This window comes from Oceanobacillus sp. FSL W7-1281 (assembly GCF_037969835.1).
GTDB classification, from domain to species: domain Bacteria; phylum Bacillota; class Bacilli; order Bacillales; family Amphibacillaceae; genus Oceanobacillus; species Oceanobacillus oncorhynchi.
In genome coordinates this window covers 3,765,526-3,783,064 of the sequence record NZ_CP150214.1, presented here as the reverse complement: position 1 = coordinate 3,783,064, position 17,539 = coordinate 3,765,526, and the positions used below count along the sequence as shown (strand labels likewise).

The 17,539-nt window shown below is 40.4% G+C and carries 14 protein-coding genes; 13 read left to right on the top strand and 1 reads right to left on the bottom strand.

What is annotated here, in order from left to right:
- The first annotated feature begins 3 nt into the window (after positions 1-3).
- The 8 genes from leuD (at position 4) to MKX55_RS18635 (ending at position 10,271) form a co-directional block, all read left to right on the top strand.
- The gene (gene leuD / locus MKX55_RS18670; RefSeq protein WP_339185313.1) at positions 4-585 is read left to right on the top strand and encodes a 3-isopropylmalate dehydratase small subunit; all 582 of its coding nucleotides are present in this window, start codon (positions 4-6) and stop codon (positions 583-585) included.
- 77 nt (positions 586-662) lie between these two features.
- The gene (ilvA, locus tag MKX55_RS18665) at positions 663-1,679 is read left to right on the top strand and encodes a threonine ammonia-lyase (protein WP_339179617.1); all 1,017 of its coding nucleotides are present in this window, start codon (positions 663-665) and stop codon (positions 1,677-1,679) included.
- A 992-nt stretch (positions 1,680-2,671) separates the two neighbouring features.
- Positions 2,672-3,679 carry an ABC transporter ATP-binding protein gene (locus tag MKX55_RS18660; RefSeq protein WP_339179615.1) on the top strand — a complete coding sequence of 336 codons (1,008 nt, stop codon included), beginning with the start codon at positions 2,672-2,674 and terminating at the stop codon, positions 3,677-3,679.
- Positions 3,666-4,598 (top strand): ATP-binding cassette domain-containing protein, encoded by a 933-nt coding sequence (locus MKX55_RS18655; RefSeq protein ID WP_193065373.1) that lies wholly within the window; start codon positions 3,666-3,668, stop codon positions 4,596-4,598. The genes MKX55_RS18660 and MKX55_RS18655 overlap by 14 nt, the downstream gene beginning before the upstream one ends.
- 7 nt (positions 4,599-4,605) lie before the next feature.
- Positions 4,606-5,568, top strand: coding sequence for an oligopeptide ABC transporter permease (gene opp4B, locus MKX55_RS18650; RefSeq protein WP_042530042.1), 963 nt, complete (start codon positions 4,606-4,608; stop codon positions 5,566-5,568).
- Positions 5,569-5,598: 30 nt separating this feature from the next.
- Positions 5,599-6,492 (top strand): ABC transporter permease, encoded by an 894-nt coding sequence (locus MKX55_RS18645; protein WP_339179611.1) that lies wholly within the window; start codon positions 5,599-5,601, stop codon positions 6,490-6,492.
- Between the two features lie 113 nt (positions 6,493-6,605).
- Complete coding sequence (gene opp4A, locus MKX55_RS18640; protein WP_339234085.1) at positions 6,606-8,453, top strand: oligopeptide ABC transporter substrate-binding protein; 1,848 nt, start codon at positions 6,606-6,608, stop codon at positions 8,451-8,453.
- A 378-nt stretch (positions 8,454-8,831) separates the two neighbouring features.
- The gene (locus MKX55_RS18635) at positions 8,832-10,271 is read left to right on the top strand and encodes a transposase (RefSeq protein ID WP_339234083.1); all 1,440 of its coding nucleotides are present in this window, start codon (positions 8,832-8,834) and stop codon (positions 10,269-10,271) included.
- 207 nt (positions 10,272-10,478) lie between these two features.
- Here MKX55_RS18635 and MKX55_RS18630 read toward each other — a convergent pair whose 3' ends face one another.
- Positions 10,479-10,724: a hypothetical protein gene (locus MKX55_RS18630; RefSeq protein WP_339234081.1), complete on the bottom strand. Its 246-nt coding sequence runs from the start codon at positions 10,722-10,724 to the stop codon at positions 10,479-10,481.
- A gap of 138 nt (positions 10,725-10,862) precedes the next feature.
- Here MKX55_RS18630 and rpiA point away from each other — a divergent pair, with 138 nt between their 5' ends.
- The 5 genes from rpiA (at position 10,863) to MKX55_RS18605 (ending at position 17,538) form a co-directional block, all read left to right on the top strand.
- Entirely contained in the window at positions 10,863-11,543 is a 681-nt protein-coding gene (rpiA, locus tag MKX55_RS18625) for a ribose-5-phosphate isomerase RpiA (RefSeq protein WP_339238577.1), read from the top strand.
- Positions 11,544-12,308: 765 nt separating this feature from the next.
- Positions 12,309-14,153: an asparagine synthase (glutamine-hydrolyzing) gene (asnB, locus tag MKX55_RS18620; protein WP_339234078.1), complete on the top strand. Its 1,845-nt coding sequence runs from the start codon at positions 12,309-12,311 to the stop codon at positions 14,151-14,153.
- 217 nt (positions 14,154-14,370) lie between these two features.
- Positions 14,371-15,642: a M20/M25/M40 family metallo-hydrolase gene (locus tag MKX55_RS18615; RefSeq protein ID WP_339234076.1), complete on the top strand. Its 1,272-nt coding sequence runs from the start codon at positions 14,371-14,373 to the stop codon at positions 15,640-15,642.
- A 622-nt stretch (positions 15,643-16,264) separates the two neighbouring features.
- Positions 16,265-17,056 carry a DUF3100 domain-containing protein gene (locus MKX55_RS18610; RefSeq protein WP_339179597.1) on the top strand — a complete coding sequence of 264 codons (792 nt, stop codon included), beginning with the start codon at positions 16,265-16,267 and terminating at the stop codon, positions 17,054-17,056.
- Complete coding sequence (locus MKX55_RS18605) at positions 17,053-17,538, top strand: hypothetical protein (RefSeq protein WP_339179594.1); 486 nt, start codon at positions 17,053-17,055, stop codon at positions 17,536-17,538. The genes MKX55_RS18610 and MKX55_RS18605 overlap by 4 nt, the downstream gene beginning before the upstream one ends.
- Position 17,539 lies beyond the last annotated feature (1 nt).

Sequence of the window (17,539 nt, the reverse complement as noted above, 5' to 3'; positions counted from 1 at the left end):
ATGATGGAAGCTTTTAAAGAGCATAAAGGAATTGCTGCTCCGTTAAATCGCAGTAACGTAGATACAGATCAGATTATACCGAAGCAATTTTTAAAACGAATTGAACGCACCGGATTTGGTGAATTTTTATTTTTCCATTGGCGTTTTGACGATGACGGAAACTTACGTGATGATTTTGTTTTAAATCAGCCCAAATATGAAAATGCTACAGTGCTTTTAGCAGGCGATAATTTTGGCTGCGGCTCCTCCCGTGAGCATGCACCATGGGCATTGGAGGATTACGGATTTAAAGTAATCATTGCTCCGGACTTTGCCGATATTTTTTATAATAATTCGTTGAAAAACGGCATATTAGTAATAAAGATGAATGAAGAACAAGTCCAGCAATGGATGAAAAAAGCGGAAGATGGCTTAACCCTGGATGTTGATCTAGAAAATCAGAAAATTACAGATGCAGATGGCACGGTTGTTTCTTTTGATATTCCAGCTTACCATAAGGAAAAGCTTCTTAACGGCTGGGACGATATTGCACTGACGCTTTTAGAAGAAGATGCGATTCAGGCATTTGAAGAAAAACGTGCTTAGAGATGATAAGCAGCTTTAATTATGAGAAAATAGAGAAATAGATAGAAAACTATAATGAATAAGAGGACTGAAGGAGTGTGGATTCACTTGGGGATCGCTTAACTGGTGAAAAAGTATATCAAGCATGGAAGAAATTAAAGCCGATTGTTCATCAAACACCGCTGTTAACATCACATACAACAGATGAATTAGTAGGGAAGCATGTCTATTGTAAGATGGAAAATCAGCAAAAAACGGGTGCATTTAAGTTTCGGGGCGCAAGCTACAAACTGATGCAAATGACAGATGAAGAGCTTGAGAATGGTGTTATTACTGCATCTGCCGGAAACCATGCGCAAGGAGTTGCACATGCCGCTTCCAAATTAGGTGTGAAGGCAACAATATTTATGTCAGAAGGCACACCGCTTGCGAAAGTGAATGCAACCAGAAATTATGGGGCAGATGTTATCCTGACAGGAGAGAGCTTTCAAGAAGCTTATCAGGCCTCACTGGAGCATCAGCTGAAAACTGGTGCAACCTACATTCATCCTTTCGACGATCATGATATTATGGCTGGACAAGGTACTATTGCTATGGAGCTGCTGCGTCAGGAAGACCGCATCGATACGATTTTAGTACCAATTGGCGGTGGCGGTTTAATCAGCGGCATTGCAGTTGCTGCTAAGCATATTAACCGAAATATCAAAATCATTGGTGTACAGGCTGAAGGAGCTGCCGCTATTTATGACAGCTACCGCACCAAACAGGTGAAAAAATGGACGCAGGTGAACACCATTGCAGAAGGCATTGCAGTAAAGGAACCCGGAAAGCATACTTTACCGATCATCCGGGAATATGTGGATGATATTGTCACTGTAACTGATGAACAAATTGCTGCAGCGATTATATATATGCTTGAACGGAATAAAACATTGATGGAAGGAGCTGGAGCAGCCGCTCTGGCAGCCCTATTCGCACATCATCACCAGCTTCGTTCTAGACATTGCGGAGTCATCGTGAGTGGTGGGAACCTCGATATCGGAAACATGCAGCGAATTCAAGAGTTATCCGAAAAGTATAAGCCAAAAAAAGTAAAATCATATGTCGCTTTGTAAAATGAAACTTCATTCCGTGAGGGAAACCTTATGGGATGAAGTTTTTTGGTGTCATGAAAAATGACAGAAATAATCGTATTGCCTGCAGATAAAATCAAATTTTGTTGCATCTGCTCAGATAGTTTAGGAAAATAGATACTGTATACTCTTTCGAATATCCATTTTTACCCTTAATTGAAAGTATATTTACCTTTCAGTGATTGTTAATATATGTTAAAAGTGACGATATATAGATGATTCTATTTGATAAAACGACACGAAATAAGAAGGGAAAAATTTAAAAAATTATTCCGATTTTTGAAGTAAATTATTGGAATAAGTCCTTGGTTTTAAAGGATTTTAATGACGTAAAGGGAAAATGTAAATCGTTTCCAATTTTATTTTTTGCCAAAACCTATTGATTTTAGGGAGGTTATAAACTATAATTTCAAAGTATATTAAGGTTTGTTTACGATAAGTTTTCGAACTTTAACTTTTTGAAACAAAAATGCAATATTTTAGAAGAGCCAGAGATGAGAGAAAAATAGAATAGATTTTACTGTGTTAAAGCGATAAAATTCTCGTTTATTTACGGACAATTTTCAGAAAAATTTCAACAGTTATACTTTTATCATACTACATAATGTTATACGAGATAAAACAGTCGCTTAATCGGTGCACTAGATTTATATCATAGATGATTGCTGCAGCAATTATAAAACGAAACTTCACTCAGTGGGAGTTAAGTGATTCAGGGAGATAATGGACGGTTCTCCGTGATAATAACAGATATGATTTAGTAGAAGAGCAGAGCTTAGACCAGAAATGTTTGTACGTATCTTTTTAGTTAGGAATTAATTAAAATGAATGAATGTACATGCATTTTTTTATTCAGAAATTACTCAAATTTTTGTCATCTGAGTATTCAACAATCGAAAAGGAAGGGGCTGAGAATTTAAACGAAGAAAAGCATACATCGTAGAGAATACAATTTGAGTAAGGGGGATACAGGTTTGAGTAATGAACTGCTAAAAATAAAAAACCTTAAAACATCTTTTCGGATCGGCGATGAATATTACGCAGCGGTGGATGATGTAACGCTTACGTTGAATAAAAATGAAGTATTGGGGATTGTTGGAGAATCCGGTTCAGGAAAAAGTGCCTTAGCATTTTCAATCATGCGTTTACACACGAGAGCGAAAATAGAGGGAGAAATTTCGTTAAATAATCAAAATATTGTTAAGATGCCAAAATCGAAGCTGAATAAAATACGCGGAGACGAGATGGCGATGATTTTCCAGGATCCGCTGACTGCGTTAAATCCATTGATGCCGATTGGCAGACAAATTGAAGAGAACTTATTTTTGCATAATAAAAAACTGGGGCAGCAGGGCAGAAAGAAACGTACGATTGAACTGCTTAATTTAGTAGGCATTCCAAGGCCAGAGCGAGTTTATGAGCAATTTCCGCATGAATTATCCGGAGGGATGAGACAGCGTGTCATTATAGCAATAGCAATTGCCAATGATCCAGAGCTGTTGATTGCTGATGAGCCGACTACTGCTTTGGATGTGACGATTCAGGCGCAAATTCTTGATTTAATCCAAGAATTAAAACAAAAAATACATGCAGGGATTATTTTGATCACTCATGATTTAGGCGTTGTTGCGGAAATGGCTGACCGGGTGGCGGTTATGTATGCTGGGCAAATTGTAGAAATAGCACCTGTGGATAAGTTGTTTGCTAATCCGCTTCATCCTTATACAAGATCCTTATTAAATTCGGTGCCGACAGAAGGACAGGACAGGCTTCATGTGATTCAAGGTGTTGTGCCGACGTTAAAAAACCTGCCGAGAACAGGCTGTCGTTTTGCAGAGCGTATCCCTTGGGTCGATGCATCTCATCATGAGGAGAACCCAGACTTACATGAAGTGGAACCTGGGCATTTTGTCAGATGTACTTGTTATAAGCATTTTTACTTCCCGGATAATAAGGAGGAACAGGAAAATGGCGTTTCTTGAGGTGAAAGATTTACAAGTATACTTCCCGATTAAGGGTGGAATTTTAAATCGAACAGTTGACCATATACGTGCGGTTGACGGGGTGTCTTTTGAACTGGAGCAAGGGAAGACATATGGATTGGTAGGAGAATCCGGTTCTGGAAAATCAACCACAGGGCGTGCGATTATTGGTTTGGAAGATGTGACCTCTGGACAAGTTTTGTTTAATGGAAAAGACGTTACTGATAAAAAAGCAAAAACCAAAGACTTCCGAAAAGATGTCCAAATGATTTTTCAAGATCCTTATTCTTCGTTAAATCCGAGGAAAAGGGTATTGGACATTGTGGCAGAGCCTCTTCGGAACTATGAAAAATTATCGAAATTAGAAGAGAGGAAACGTGTACAGGAGCTTTTAGATATCGTTAATGTGAGTTCTGACAGTATTTTTAAGTATCCGCATGAATTTTCTGGCGGGCAGAGACAGCGTATCGGAATTGCCAGAGCGATTGCTTTAAAACCGAAACTGATTATTGCAGATGAACCTGTGTCTGCTTTGGATGTTTCTGTACAGGCGCAGGTGCTTAATTTTCTTCAGGAAATCCAGAAAGAATTGAATCTAACCTATCTCTTTATCAGCCATGATTTGGGAGTGGTAAAGCATATGTGTGACAATATCTCAATCATGTATAAAGGAAGGTATGTGGAACAGGGCAGCACAAAAGACATCTTTGAAAACCCACAGCACATTTATACAAAACGGTTAATTGCAGCTATTCCCGATATTGATCCTAAAAATCGTGAGAGGCAATTTAAATTCCGGCAAGAAATAGCAAAAGAATATCGTGAGTCTTATGATAGGTATTTTGACGGTAACGGGCTGGCTTTCGGTCTTCAGTCTATTTCTAGCACTCATAAAGTTGCTTTGCCAGAGAAAGGTTGATTCGTCTATGTGGAAATTTATTGTTAGAAGGCTATTAATTACATTTCCCCAAATTGTATTTTTAAGTGTACTTGTATTTATTATGGCACAGCTTATGCCTGGGGATGCACTCACCGGTCTGATTGATCCGACGATTACACAGGAAGCTTTGGAAATTCAGCGTGAGCGGTTAGGGCTTAATAATCCATGGTATATCCAATATGCAGATTGGGTTACTGGCCTGGTACAGGGAGATTTAGGACAGTCCTATCGATTTAAAACGGATGTAACAGCGGTCATTTCTGAGCGATTAAATAATACAGTCCTGTTATCTGTTGTTGCACTTGTATTTACATATTTAATTGCCATCCCGCTTGGACTTATCAGCGGGCGTTATAATGATTCGCCTTTGGACTCAGCAATTACAGGCTACACCTACCTTGGTTTTGCTACACCTATTTTTATATTCGCTTTAGTTATTCTTTGGATTTTTGGGTACCAGCTGGGATGGTTTCCGACAAGTGGCAGTGTGGCTCCTGGAATGCAACCCGGGACAATGGAATATTACCTGAGTAAATTAAATCATTCACTTTTACCAGGAATATCCATCGCATTGATTTCTGTTGTCGGCACGGTGCAATATTTAAGAAGTGAAATTGTTGATACAAAGCAAAAGGATTTTATTATTACAGCAAGAGCAAAGGGAGCTTCTGAAAACCGTGTTTATAACAGACATATTTTCCGGAACTCAGTCCTGCCGATTGCAGCTTTCTTTGGCTGGGAAATCACATCTTTAATTACAGGTACTGTGTTTGTCGAGAGAATTTTCGGTTATCCAGGGATGGGGCTTTTATTCTTAGAATCAATCGGGCAGCGTGATTTTAGTGTTGTGACAGCACTTACCTTATTATTCGGTATTGCCAGCATCTTAGGTGCTTTATTATCGGATATTATCTTAGGTATGGTAGATCCGAGGATACGTATTAAATAGAATTTTGACAGACACTGAGGTGAATAATATATGGAAGCTAATACGGCTAAAATTGCTGAACAAAAGAGTCCTTCTTCCCTTAATATCTTATTAAGAGAGTTGGTTCGGGATAAACTGGCTTTGGTTTCACTGATTTTCTTAATTTTAATTACCGCTTTTGTATTTGGAATTTCTTTATTTCTAGATCGAGCAGAAATTGTGACGGTAGACTTATTTGCTATTAATGAACCGCCTTCTGACCAATTTATATTAGGAACAGATTATGGCGGACGTGATGTATTTGGCCAATTAATTATTGGCACACGTAATTCTTTGGCAATTGGGTTTTTAGTAACATTTATAAGCGGTGTATTCGGAATCGCTTTTGGTGTTGTCTCTGGTTATTTTGGAGGGCACATCGATAATTTCATGATGCGTATTATTGACTTCTTTATGGTATTGCCATTTCTAATGATTATTATTGTTTTTGTAACGATGACACCAAGTTATGATATCTTCACTTTCGCTGTCATTATGGCAGCCTTTAACTGGATGGGAATAGCAAGATTAATCCGCTCCAAAGCATTGCAGGAGAAAGAGCTTGATTATGCACAAGCATCGAAAACATTAGGCTCTTCTAACTTTAGCATTATTTTTAAACAGGTTTTACCCAACATTACATCGTTAATTATCGTAACGATGACGTTAAATTTAGCGCAAAATATTGGGATAGAGTCTGGATTATCCTTTCTAGGATTTGGTTTTCCAGAGGATACGCCAAGTTTAGGAACATTATTAGCTTATGCAACAAATCCGCAAACATTGGAATTTCGCTGGTGGATATGGGTGCCGGCTGCAGTATTGATTTTATTATTAATGCTAAGTGTACGTAATGTCGGAGAAGCATTGCGGCGTGCGGCAGATGCAAGACAGCGGAGAGGTTAGAAATTTATTTTGTTACTTACATCAATTGCCTACAGCAGCTTGGTGTTTAGTATATATTGCCGGTAGTCCTTGCCGGCGTAAAAGAAATATAATTAAAAGGGAGGTTTACAAGGATGAGTAAAGCAAAATTTAGCAAGCTTTTATTTGCAATGATGTTGGTTCTACTTCTTGTACTTGCAGCCTGCAGCGGCGGTTCTGATGATGCTGAGGGTGACGGAGGCGGAGACAGCGGAGATAGCGGTTCAGAAGAAAATAATGATTCAGGAGAAGCTGATGGAGAGATATATGATATAGCTGATTTTAGTCCTAGTAAAGAAGGAGAACCAATGGAAGGCGGAGAGCTGAATTTTGGATTAGTAGCAGATTCTGTTTTTGCTGGAACATTAAACTTTAATTTTTATTCAGATGCTTATGATAAAGAAGTGCTTGACTGGTTTGACGAGGCGCTTTTAGAAGTAGATGACACGTTCACTTATACTCAAGAGGGTGCAGCCCAATTTGAGGTTAATGATGAAGGGGATGAATTTACTTTTACCATCCGTGATGAAGTTAATTGGCATGATGGTGAGCCAGTAACTGCAGAGGATTGGGCATTTGCCATTGAAGTTATAGCTGACCCAGATTATGACGGTCCGCGTTACGGAGATGTGACAAATATTGTAGGTGCAGAGGAATACCATGATGGAGAAGCAGACAGCATTGAAGGGTTAGAAATTATTGATGATAAAACATTGAAAATGACCTTTAAACAAGCCACACCTTCCTTACTTTCAGGCGGAATATGGTCTTATGCGTTACCAAAACATATCTTTGAAGATATTCCAGTAGCAGATATGTCTTCGTCTGATGAAGTTCGTGTAAACCCGGTTGGAATAGGACCATTTAAAGTAGATTCTATCACTGCTGGTGAGTCTGTAACCTATACAAAGAATGAGGATTATTGGAGAGGAGAGCCTTCTTTAGATAAAGTAACACTAAAAGTAATTGCTCCTCAAACTGTCGTACAGGCCTTGGAAACTGGAGAAGTAGATATGGTGGATTCTTTCCCTACGGATCAATATCCAGATGTAGTAGATTCGTTAACAAATGTAGATTTCTTAGGAAGACTCGACAGATCTTATTCATATGTCGGTTTTAAAATGGGAACCTGGGATGATGAGAATGGAAAAGTAGATATGGATTTAGAAAATTCAAAAGTCGGCGATGTCGAATTACGCCGGGCAATGTGGTATGCAGTAGATAATGATGCTGTAGGAGAACGGTTTTATAATGGATTACGTTGGAATGCAACCACATTAATGCCTTCTTTCTATGAAATTTATCATGATGATTCTATTGAAACGCCAACTTATGACCCGGATATGGCAAATCAAATTTTAGATGAAGCCGGCTATGAAGATGTAGACGGAGATGGTATCCGTGAAAATCCAGACGGAGAAGAGCTAGTGCTTAATTATGCAACGATGGAGGGTGGAGACACCGCAGAACCTTTAGCAAATTATTATATCCAATCATGGGAACAAGTTGGAATTAAGGTAGAAAAAATTGATGGACGTTTATTAGAATTTAATGATTTCTATGATCGAATTGGACAGCAGGGTAATGATGATCCAGACATTGATGTTTATTCAGCTGCTTGGTCAGTAGGAACGGATGTTGACCCGACAGGCTTATGGGGACCAAATGTAATATATAATTTCACTCGCTGGGAGGATGAAGAAAATACACGTCTTCTAGAAGAAGGAGTTTCTCCAGAAGCGATGGATCTAGAATATCGACAAGAAGTGTATAGTGAGTGGCAAGAATATATGGTAGAACAAGTGCCTGTATTCCCAACGGTTTACCGTGCTGAATTAGCTCCGGTTAACGAACGCGTAGTAAATTGGGATATTCGACAAGAAGGACAGGAAATACTTCGTTATGAAGTTGGTGTGACTCAGGACGAACCAGTATTGCCTTAATAGAATGACTGGGAAAGACCCGCAGCCTGCGGGTCTTTTCTTTTGGAGGTATTCTTTGTTATGAATCTTTATTTATGACACTTTTGATCCTGTGTCACAAAAATCTCAGACGGAGGCTGTTTGTTTCATTGATAGAGGTGCTAAAACGTATATTTCTAAATGTACAAGAAAACACGGGCTGCTACGTGTTTTGTCTATTTCAAGTATCGTTTTACGTTTTCTATCATTTCAGCCAAGAGGACTCCTTCCTCAAAAATTCGATGAAATTTTAGATGGGAGGTGAATTGGCGGTTTTAGCTTTTTTCGCTAGAATTTTTATTCCCTTTATAGTAAAATAAGTTATAGAACACTTGTTCGATATGGAGGGGTGGAAAGTAAATGGCGAATTACCAAACGATGCAAATATGGGTAAAAAAGAATCACCGTATGTACGGATATTTCAAAGAAATATGCCAAAATGCAAAAAATATGCACAACACAACCAATTTTTATATCCGGCAAGTTTTTACAGCTTTCACGCAGGAAAAAGCGTTGCAGCCGCTTCAAGAAGAAGTGTTAGACGCTATCCAAAAACATATGCCAATAATCAACGATAACCAATTCGTTGTTTATCAAAAGAAGGTCGTAAAAGAACATTCCAAACCCGCCCAAGAACGAAAAGAAATCAAGTGTCATTTATTCAAAGAACCTTCCAGAGAAAATCCGTATGTTGGTTACAATTTTTTGGATGCTCTTTTTAAATCCATGGCACAAGAAGATTATCGCTCTCTACCCACGCAATCGAGTCAAGGGGTTATGAAAACGGTGTTCCAAAATTGGAAAGCATTTTATGGCAGTTTACGAGAATATAAAACGAACCCTTCCAAGTTTAAAGCAAGACCAAAAATTCCAGGATATCGTCGTAAGAAAGAAAAAGAAGTTCTTTTTTCAAACCAAGATTGTGTCATAAAAGAGAATAAGTTTTTGAAATTTCCTAAAACGAAGGAACGTTTAAACATCGGTAAATTAGGGTTTACGGAAGGTAAACTGAAGCAAGTCCGCATCATCCCAAAGTATGGTCAATACGTGGTAGAGCTTGTTTTTCAAATTCAAGCAGAACAAGAAATGAAAGCATCGAAAAAACGGTACATGTCCGTTGATTTAGGAATGGATAACCTTGCAACCATTGTCACAAACACAGGACGAAAGCCTGTTGTAGTGAAGGGCAAAAATATCAAATCCATCAATCAACGCTACAACCAATTGAAAGCGCATTACCACGGAATTCTTAGACAGAGTAAAGACACCAATGAAGGTCAGTTTACGTCGAAACGATTGGAGAAAATCAACTACAAACGCTTTAATCAAATCAAAGATTTATTTCATAAAGCGAGTTACCGAATCGAAAAAATAGCCCTGGAAGAGGATATTGATACCATCATTATTGGGCAAAATAAAGCGTGGAAACAACATGCCAAAATGGGGAAACGAAACAACCAATCGTTTACAACCATTCCGCATTGTCTTTTGATGCAAATGATCAAATACAAAGCCCAGAGACATGGAATCAAAGTTATTGTGACAGAAGAATCCTACACATCGAAAGCGAGCTTCCTTGATCAGGATGAAATCCCTGTTTACGGTGAAAAGACTTCCAAAAAAGCTTTTTCAGGTAAGCGAATAAAACGCGGGCTGTATCAGTCCAAGCATGGAGTTATGGTGAATGCCGATGTCAATGGAGCCGGAAATATTATGAGGAAAGTCTTTCGGGAAGCATTTGAAGAACCCTTCGCTTGCATTGAGATGCTGCTTCGACCGGCAGCAATCATTCTTAAATAAAAGTAGTCCCAAAGGCAGGACCAATGGGATAGCGGGGTTGGGTGTTTTTAGTACACCAACGTGTCAACTCCACTGGCGGTTAATCGTCATAAAAGTCGATACCCCAGAAACCCCCACTTCAAATTTCAGTAGAAATTGAGTGGCGGGAGTATTCATTGTTTCAAATTCATCGATATGGTCCATCATGGTTTCTAAAGTGCTTATTTCTTATTTGTGTATCTTTTGCTTTATATCCTCTGAAGGTGGAGCTACGAATTTTGTGATTAATCGAATAGCAGTATTAGTTAGTGCTGTTTTTCCTTCCGCTTTGCCTTCATTCCGAAAAATCTCTGCTAAACTCATTGCCAGTTCACTCCCTTCTCGATAAGTGTTCCCTATATGGTGGATTATATAATAATAATGCTTCCTTGTAAGTTGACGGTTGATGCGGGAGCCATCATCATTGTTTGCCATTAAATTCACTCAAATCACATATTTGATTATTTCTAAAACCTCTCATTTGCGCTATAATGGATACGGATACATAATGAGTAATTTACAAGCGTCAGATCATCTCGGATATTAAGAATCTTCATTCAGGAGGCAAATATGATGAATACACAGGAGCAATTAAAAAAAGCAGTTGGCGAAAAAGCGGCGACCTTCGTGAAGGATGGAATGAAAGTCGGTTTAGGATCAGGTTCCACAGTATATTGGCTTGTTCGCGCTTTAGGTGAAAGAATTGAGCAGGAAGGCATTCAAATAGAAGGAATTCCATCTTCTATTCAGACCGGTGCATGGGCAAAGGAATTCGGCGTTCCTCTGACTAATTTTGCGGAAACAAAGGAATTGGATGTAACCATTGACGGCTCAGATGAAGTGGATCCGGATTTTCAATTAATCAAGGGCGGTGGTGCAGCGTTATTTAGAGAGAAAATCATTGCGCAGGCTGCCGAGAAGTTAATTATTATCGTGGACGAGTCAAAAATGGTTGACCATTTAGGAGCGTATGCTTTGCCGGTAGAAATTCTGCCATTTGCCTGGGAACGTACAGCTCATGAAATAGAGAAGCTTGACTGTGTGCCGGTGCTTCGTTTGAAGGATGAGGAGCCGCTTGTCACTGATAATGGAAATTATATTGTAGACTGTCCATTTGAAAGGATAGAGGACCCAGCTGACTTAGACCGGAAAATACAGGCGATTGCAGGTGTGGTGGAAACTGGTCTATTCATTGATATGGCGGATACTGTCATCATCGGAAGCTCAGAGGGTGTATCGATAAAAGATAAATAAATTTGCAAATGAAGGATCATCGTGAAGATGGTCTTTTTATGCAGGTAAGAAAGTGTATAAAAAATGCTGAATATAGCCGCTCCAACGGGTTTCATGGGGTGAGTAATCGCAACCCCAGAAATACACTCCGCTTTCCGTGGGCCCCGAGCTCATCTCCTTTAAAGAAGACTTGCTGATTGGCAAGCCGTCAGGCGCAGACAGAAGCATAGTCGCACTTATGCCCCGCGGGTAGAAAAAAAGAAGGTCAATTTTTTCTGCGGGGTCTTCACTCTGGGACTGCGATTACTCGTCCCACCGAAGACCATTGCGCATTCCCACAGGAGTCTCCGTGTATTTCTTCTGGGACTGCGATTACTCGCCCCATCAAAACCGTCGCTAGAATTAGCTTCATTTCTTTGTAAGAAAGCAAATAAAACATATTTCTTCAAAGATGGGAGCGGAGGGAAGTCGACTCCTGCGGGAAAAGCAACAGGTGAAGACCCCGCAGGAAGCGGTTTTCTTCCGAGGAGGCTGAACGTTGCCCGCGGAAAGCGACATCCCGCAGCGGACATCTCTTTGGCAAGAATGCCGAGGTTTTAAAGGCCAAGTAATGTTCTTGGTCTTTCTTTTGGCGAAAAGTATGAAACGAAACTTTAAGATCATCCCCTAATACCTTCATAACAATCCATTTTTCTAACCAAACATCCCTCTGGTTATGCACGAACTTGGCCGGCATAGCATAGGCTAATGTGGAGCTGGAGACATTGCCAGAGAGGATGAGGCCATTTGTGTGGAATTACCGGATTCATTAGCTGGGATAAACGTGCGAGGGACGAGAGAGAAACATTAGAAAAGATGGCAGCTACATTGTCTTTGCGCGGTCCAGATGCAACGGATTATTGGCTGGATGGTCATGTAGGATTTGGCCATACCCGTCTTTCTGTTATTGATTTAGAGGGCGGCAGACAGCCAATGACCAAAGAGGCGGAACATAAGCAATACGTTATTTGTTATAACGGAGAGCTTTATAATACAGAGGAATTACGGAAAAGCCTGATGCAGCGTGGATATACATTTACGACATCCTCGGATACAGAGGTCCTGTTAACAAGTTATATGGAATGGAAGGAAGACTGTGTGGACCACTTAAACGGTATTTTTGCGTTTGCTATTTGGGATAATGCGGCGGAGAAGCTGTTTATTGCACGTGACCGTTTAGGGGTAAAGCCGTTTTTTTACAGTGAAAAAGGAAAGACATTTGTGTTCGGTTCCGAAATAAAAGCGCTCCTTGCGCATCCGCAGGTAACAACAAAAATTGATCGGACCGGGCTCTCGGAGGTCTTTGGTTTGGGGCCTTCCAGAACACCGGGGCATGGGTTGTTTAAAGATGTCAATGAATTAAGAGCCGGGCATGCGATGACTGTTTCGAGAGAAGGAATAAAGGTCTGGCGTTATTGGAATTTAGAAAGTAAAGAGCATAAGGATTCCTTAGAAGAGACAGCAGAAAAAGTACGGACGCTGTTTATCGATTCCGTTCAAAGGCAGCTTGTAGCAGATGTGCCTGTGGCTATCTTCCTGTCAGGCGGTTTAGATTCCAGTGCAATTACAGCCATAGCGGCAAATCACTACAAAGAAAAAGGACTGGGCGCTTTATCAACCTTCTCCCTCGATTACCAAGGTAATAAAAAGCATTTTCAGGCGAGTAAGTTTCAGCCTTCCAGTGATCAGCAATGGATTGAAAAAATGGTAGAAGCTTTCTCAACCGATCATCATGAAGAAGTGATTACCGGGATAGAGCTTGCTTCCCTGCTGAAAGAAGCGGTCGAGGTGAGAGACCAGCCGGGGCAGGCAGATATTGATTCCTCCTTATTGTGGTGCTGCCGGCAGATGAAGAAGCATACAACCGTGGCGTTGTCAGGGGAATGTGCAGATGAAATATTCGGCGGGTACCCTTGGTTCCATGACCCGACAGCAGCAGGAGATAGTTTTCCGTGGATCCGGTCTTTAGATGGAAGAGTTGAATTATTGCATGATGATTGGCAACGTAAATTACAGATTGCAGATTATGTGCAGGACAGATATCAAGCGACGATAGATGAAACGCCCCGTTTAGACGGAGAAAGCAAGGTAGATGCAAGGCGCAGGGAATTGTTTTATTTAAATATGCAGTGGTTTATGTCCCAGCTTCTGGACAGAAAAGATCGAATGAGCATGGGAGCAGGTTTGGAAGTGCGTGTTCCATATGCTGATCATCATCTTGTGGAATATGTCTGGAATATTCCCTGGGAAATGAAAATGGCGAACGGCAGGGAGAAAGGGATCTTACGAAAGGCGATGGAAGGCGTTCTGCCGCAAGAGGTGCTTTACCGGAAGAAGAGCCCTTATCCAAGGACATTTCAGCCGGAATATACGGAGCAGGTGTCGCAGTGGATGCGGAAGATTTTAACCGACTCCGAAGCAAGGATCTTTGAGTTTTTGAAGAAGGATAAGGTAGAGAAAATTGTAGAAAGCACTGGAAAAGAGTTCAAGGACCCATGGTATGGTCAGCTGATGAGAGGGCCGCAGTTAATTGCCCATCTCTGCCAGATTGATTATTGGTTACGGAAATATGATATTGAAATCAGTGAATAGGCTATGCGGTTGATATAGCAAAAAAAGTGTAGGAAGCAGATGTTTTATGATACCTCTGTTTCCTATGCTTTTTCTTTTTTGGGAGCCTGTACCATAATGTTCAAAATAATATCAAAAAAGTGTGAAAAAGCTGTATTGACGTGAAATTTGTCGAATGATAAGATATTATCATGCTTTAACACTTTAACATGTTGAAAAGGAGCGTTCAGAATCCATTATGTTTTTTAAAGAGCAATATCAGCTGATAAAAGACGTGGCAGAGGATATTTATTACCACCCGGAATTAGGCTATAAAGAACAGCGGACAAAAGAGAATATCATCCGCTTTTTAAAGGAAGTTAATCCAGATGTGGACATCGAGCATTTCAGTACGACAGGATTCAAGACGACATTAGGGCCTGAAGAAGGGGATACACATATTGCGTTTATTGCTGAGCTGGATGCAGTGTATGCACCATCACATATGTACGCTGATAAAGAAACCGGAGCGGCTCATAACTGCGGACATTATACGCAGGTCGCTATCGCACTGGCAATCTATCGTTATTACGTGAAGACAAATGCCAGCAAAAATTGGAAAAATAAAATAAGTTTTATCTTTGTCCCAGCAGAAGAGTATTTAGATTTGGCTTATCGTGATGCATTGATTGAACAGGGAACGATCACGCATTATGGCGGCAAGCCGGAATTGATGAAGCTGGGTGTTTTTGATGATATCGATTTAGCTATTTGCGTGCATGCCATTGGCGGCGAGTTTGATAACCGGACAGTGAATGTGAATTGCGATTTAGCTGGTTTTCTTTATAAAAAGTATACCTTTAAAGGAAAAGCAACGCATGCGGGCTTTGATCCGTTTTCCAGCAAGAATGCGTACAGCATGTCCACAGTTTTCAATACCGCAGTCGGTTTAATGAGACAGCAGCTGGATGAGAGGGAGCATGTTCGTATTAATCCTATTGTCATGGGCTCCGATATGTCGACTAATGTGGTTCCGAATGAAATCACAGTTGGCACCGATCTCCGGACAAAAACCGTGGATTATTTAAAAGAAGCAGCAGCCAAATTGGATGATGCAGCTAAAGGAAGCGCGATTGCCCTGCAGGGGGACGACGTGGGAACACATACACAAATGGGATATCTTCCTTTTGTTCAGAACAGATACCTTTCCACCTTTGTACAAGCTGTTTTTGATAATTTTTCGGAAATTGATGAAATCGATAACGAGAGCTTTATTAGTGCAGCTGGAGATATTGGGGATTTATCGTATATGATTCCATCTATCCAAATCGGCTATAGCGGCTTTACGGGAACGATTCATGGTGATGATTTCATTGATGTGGATCCGGAATTTATTTATAGTATTTTCCCGGAATTTGTTGCGGAAGTATTAGAAAATATAGATGAAAATGTGGACAAGGAAAAATTGTACAAACGTTCTTATTCGGAATATCTTTCGGTGATTAATCAGATTGTGGATGGTTCCAACTAGTTGCGTTTAAAAGGATGTTCAAAAAGCCTAATAAAAGGGGCTTTTTGAAAGCATAGGAAAGTATATAAAAAATGCTGAATATAGCCGCTCTAACGGGTTTCATGGAGGGAGTAATCTTCAATGTTGTCAGGTTAATGCGACCGCTGCGGAAAAACACTACGCTTTCCATGGGCTTGCGCTCAGCCTCCTCAAAAAAAAGAAGTTCGCTTTTTTTCTGCGGGGTCTTCACACTGCGCTTTCCCATAGGAGTCTCCGTGTTTTTCCTCCGCTAGATAGTTTTATTCTATCTGTATTAAATTTAAGAAAATTCATTAACCTGACAACATTGCTGCGATTACTCGCCCCATCAAACCCGTTGCTAGAATTTGCGTTATTTCTTTGTAAAAAAGCAAATAAAACATAATTCCACATAGATGGGAGCGGAGGGAAGTCGACTCCTGCGGGAAAAGCAACAGGTGAAGACCCCGCAGGAAGTGGTTTTCTTCCGAGGAGGCTAAGCCGTTGCCCGCGGAAAGCGGCTTCCCGCAGCGGACATCGCTTCGGCGAGGACACCGGTGATTTAAAGACCAAGCGGTATTCTTGGTTTTTCTTTAACACGTACTTTAAGAATTGGGGAATAGATATGGTGAAAAATTTTGTTTATTTTGTATTGTTTGTCCTGGCAGTTATTGCGACGGCTGAGCTGATTGGTATTCAATCGTTTACGGTTGGTTCCATGACCATCTCGATGCTTCCGTTAGTATTTGCAATTGCGATTGCAATGATTCTGGGGATGCCATTCTTGCGAAAAGGAATTTTGAAAAAGATTTACAGCAAGAAGAATGTTGATTTTGCAAGTAAATATTTAATTTTTATTATGCTTCCATTAATGGCCCGGTACGGGTCTGATGTTGCTCCGCAGATCAGAGAGATTCTGCAGGTCGGCTGGGTGTTTATCATTCAGGAGATTGGTAATCTGGGAACTGTTCTTTTCGGGCTGCCGATTGCTATATTGATAGGCTTGCGTCGTGAAGCAATTGGGGCAACATTAGGAATAGGAAGAGAAGGGGAGCTCGCGTATATTTCCGAAAAGTATACGCTTGAATCGCCGGAAGGGCGGGGAGTTATCTCGCTTTATGTGATTGGTACGTTATTCGGGACGATGTTCTTTAGTATTTTTGCGCCGGTTTTACTTGATTTCGGTATTCGTGTCGAAGCACTTGCAATGGCATCTGGAGTAGGTTCAGGAAGTATGATGAGTGCTGCATCTGCCACATTGGTAGCAAGGGTTCCTGAATTGGAAAATACCATTTTAGCCTATGCTTCCGCCAGTCAGCTGTTAACCAGTTTTATAGGTACGTTTACGATGGTATTCCTTGCCGCACCATTGCAGCAGGTTGTATATAAGTTCTTAGTTAGAGGTGACAAAAAATGAGCCCGACCATGCGCCGTTATATCCGATATGCACTCGTACTTTTATTAAGTGTAGCATTAATCTTATTTGCACAAGAAATCAAGCTGATAAAAAATCCAGATTCGACACCAATTACATCCATGACCTTTGTCGGGTTAGGAATCCTTTGGTTATTTTCATTTATGGGTGTAATTATTGCTGATCTTATGAAATTGGTTCCGATCAAAGTCATCCGTGATTTTCCTATCTTAGGCTGGGTATCAATTACGTCTTTAACGATGTGCCTGATTTCAGATTTTTTTGTGGAAGCAATTCAGTCTGTAGACTTTCTTGCGATTACGACACCGATTCTGACTGTTGCCGGGATTTCCGTAGCTAACCGGCTTGTTGATTTGCGGAGAACCTCCTGGAAAATTGCGATTGTTGCTGTCTTTGTATTTGCAGGAACGTATCTGTGCAGTGCCTTATTAGCACAGCTTGGACTTTTTTTCGCAGGTAATTAAA

What these genes read in the sequence shown, in the direction of transcription:
- leuD (WP_339185313.1), top strand. Translation starts at nt 4, where the DNA reads ATGGAAGCTTTTAAAGAGCATAAAGGAATTGCTGCTCCGTTAAATCGC.
- MKX55_RS18655 (WP_193065373.1), top strand. Translation starts at nt 3,666, where the DNA reads ATGGCGTTTCTTGAGGTGAAAGATTTACAAGTATACTTCCCGATTAAG.
- opp4B (WP_042530042.1), top strand. Translation starts at nt 4,606, where the DNA reads ATGTGGAAATTTATTGTTAGAAGGCTATTAATTACATTTCCCCAAATT.
- MKX55_RS18645 (WP_339179611.1), top strand. Translation starts at nt 5,599, where the DNA reads ATGGAAGCTAATACGGCTAAAATTGCTGAACAAAAGAGTCCTTCTTCC.
- opp4A (WP_339234085.1), top strand. Translation starts at nt 6,606, where the DNA reads ATGAGTAAAGCAAAATTTAGCAAGCTTTTATTTGCAATGATGTTGGTT.
- MKX55_RS18635 (WP_339234083.1), top strand. Translation starts at nt 8,832, where the DNA reads ATGGCGAATTACCAAACGATGCAAATATGGGTAAAAAAGAATCACCGT.
- MKX55_RS18630 (WP_339234081.1), bottom strand. Translation starts at nt 10,724, where the DNA reads ATGGCAAACAATGATGATGGCTCCCGCATCAACCGTCAACTTACAAGG.
- rpiA (WP_339238577.1), top strand. Translation starts at nt 10,863, where the DNA reads ATGAATACACAGGAGCAATTAAAAAAAGCAGTTGGCGAAAAAGCGGCG.
- MKX55_RS18615 (WP_339234076.1), top strand. Translation starts at nt 14,371, where the DNA reads ATGTTTTTTAAAGAGCAATATCAGCTGATAAAAGACGTGGCAGAGGAT.
- MKX55_RS18610 (WP_339179597.1), top strand. Translation starts at nt 16,265, where the DNA reads ATGGTGAAAAATTTTGTTTATTTTGTATTGTTTGTCCTGGCAGTTATT.
- MKX55_RS18605 (WP_339179594.1), top strand. Translation starts at nt 17,053, where the DNA reads ATGAGCCCGACCATGCGCCGTTATATCCGATATGCACTCGTACTTTTA.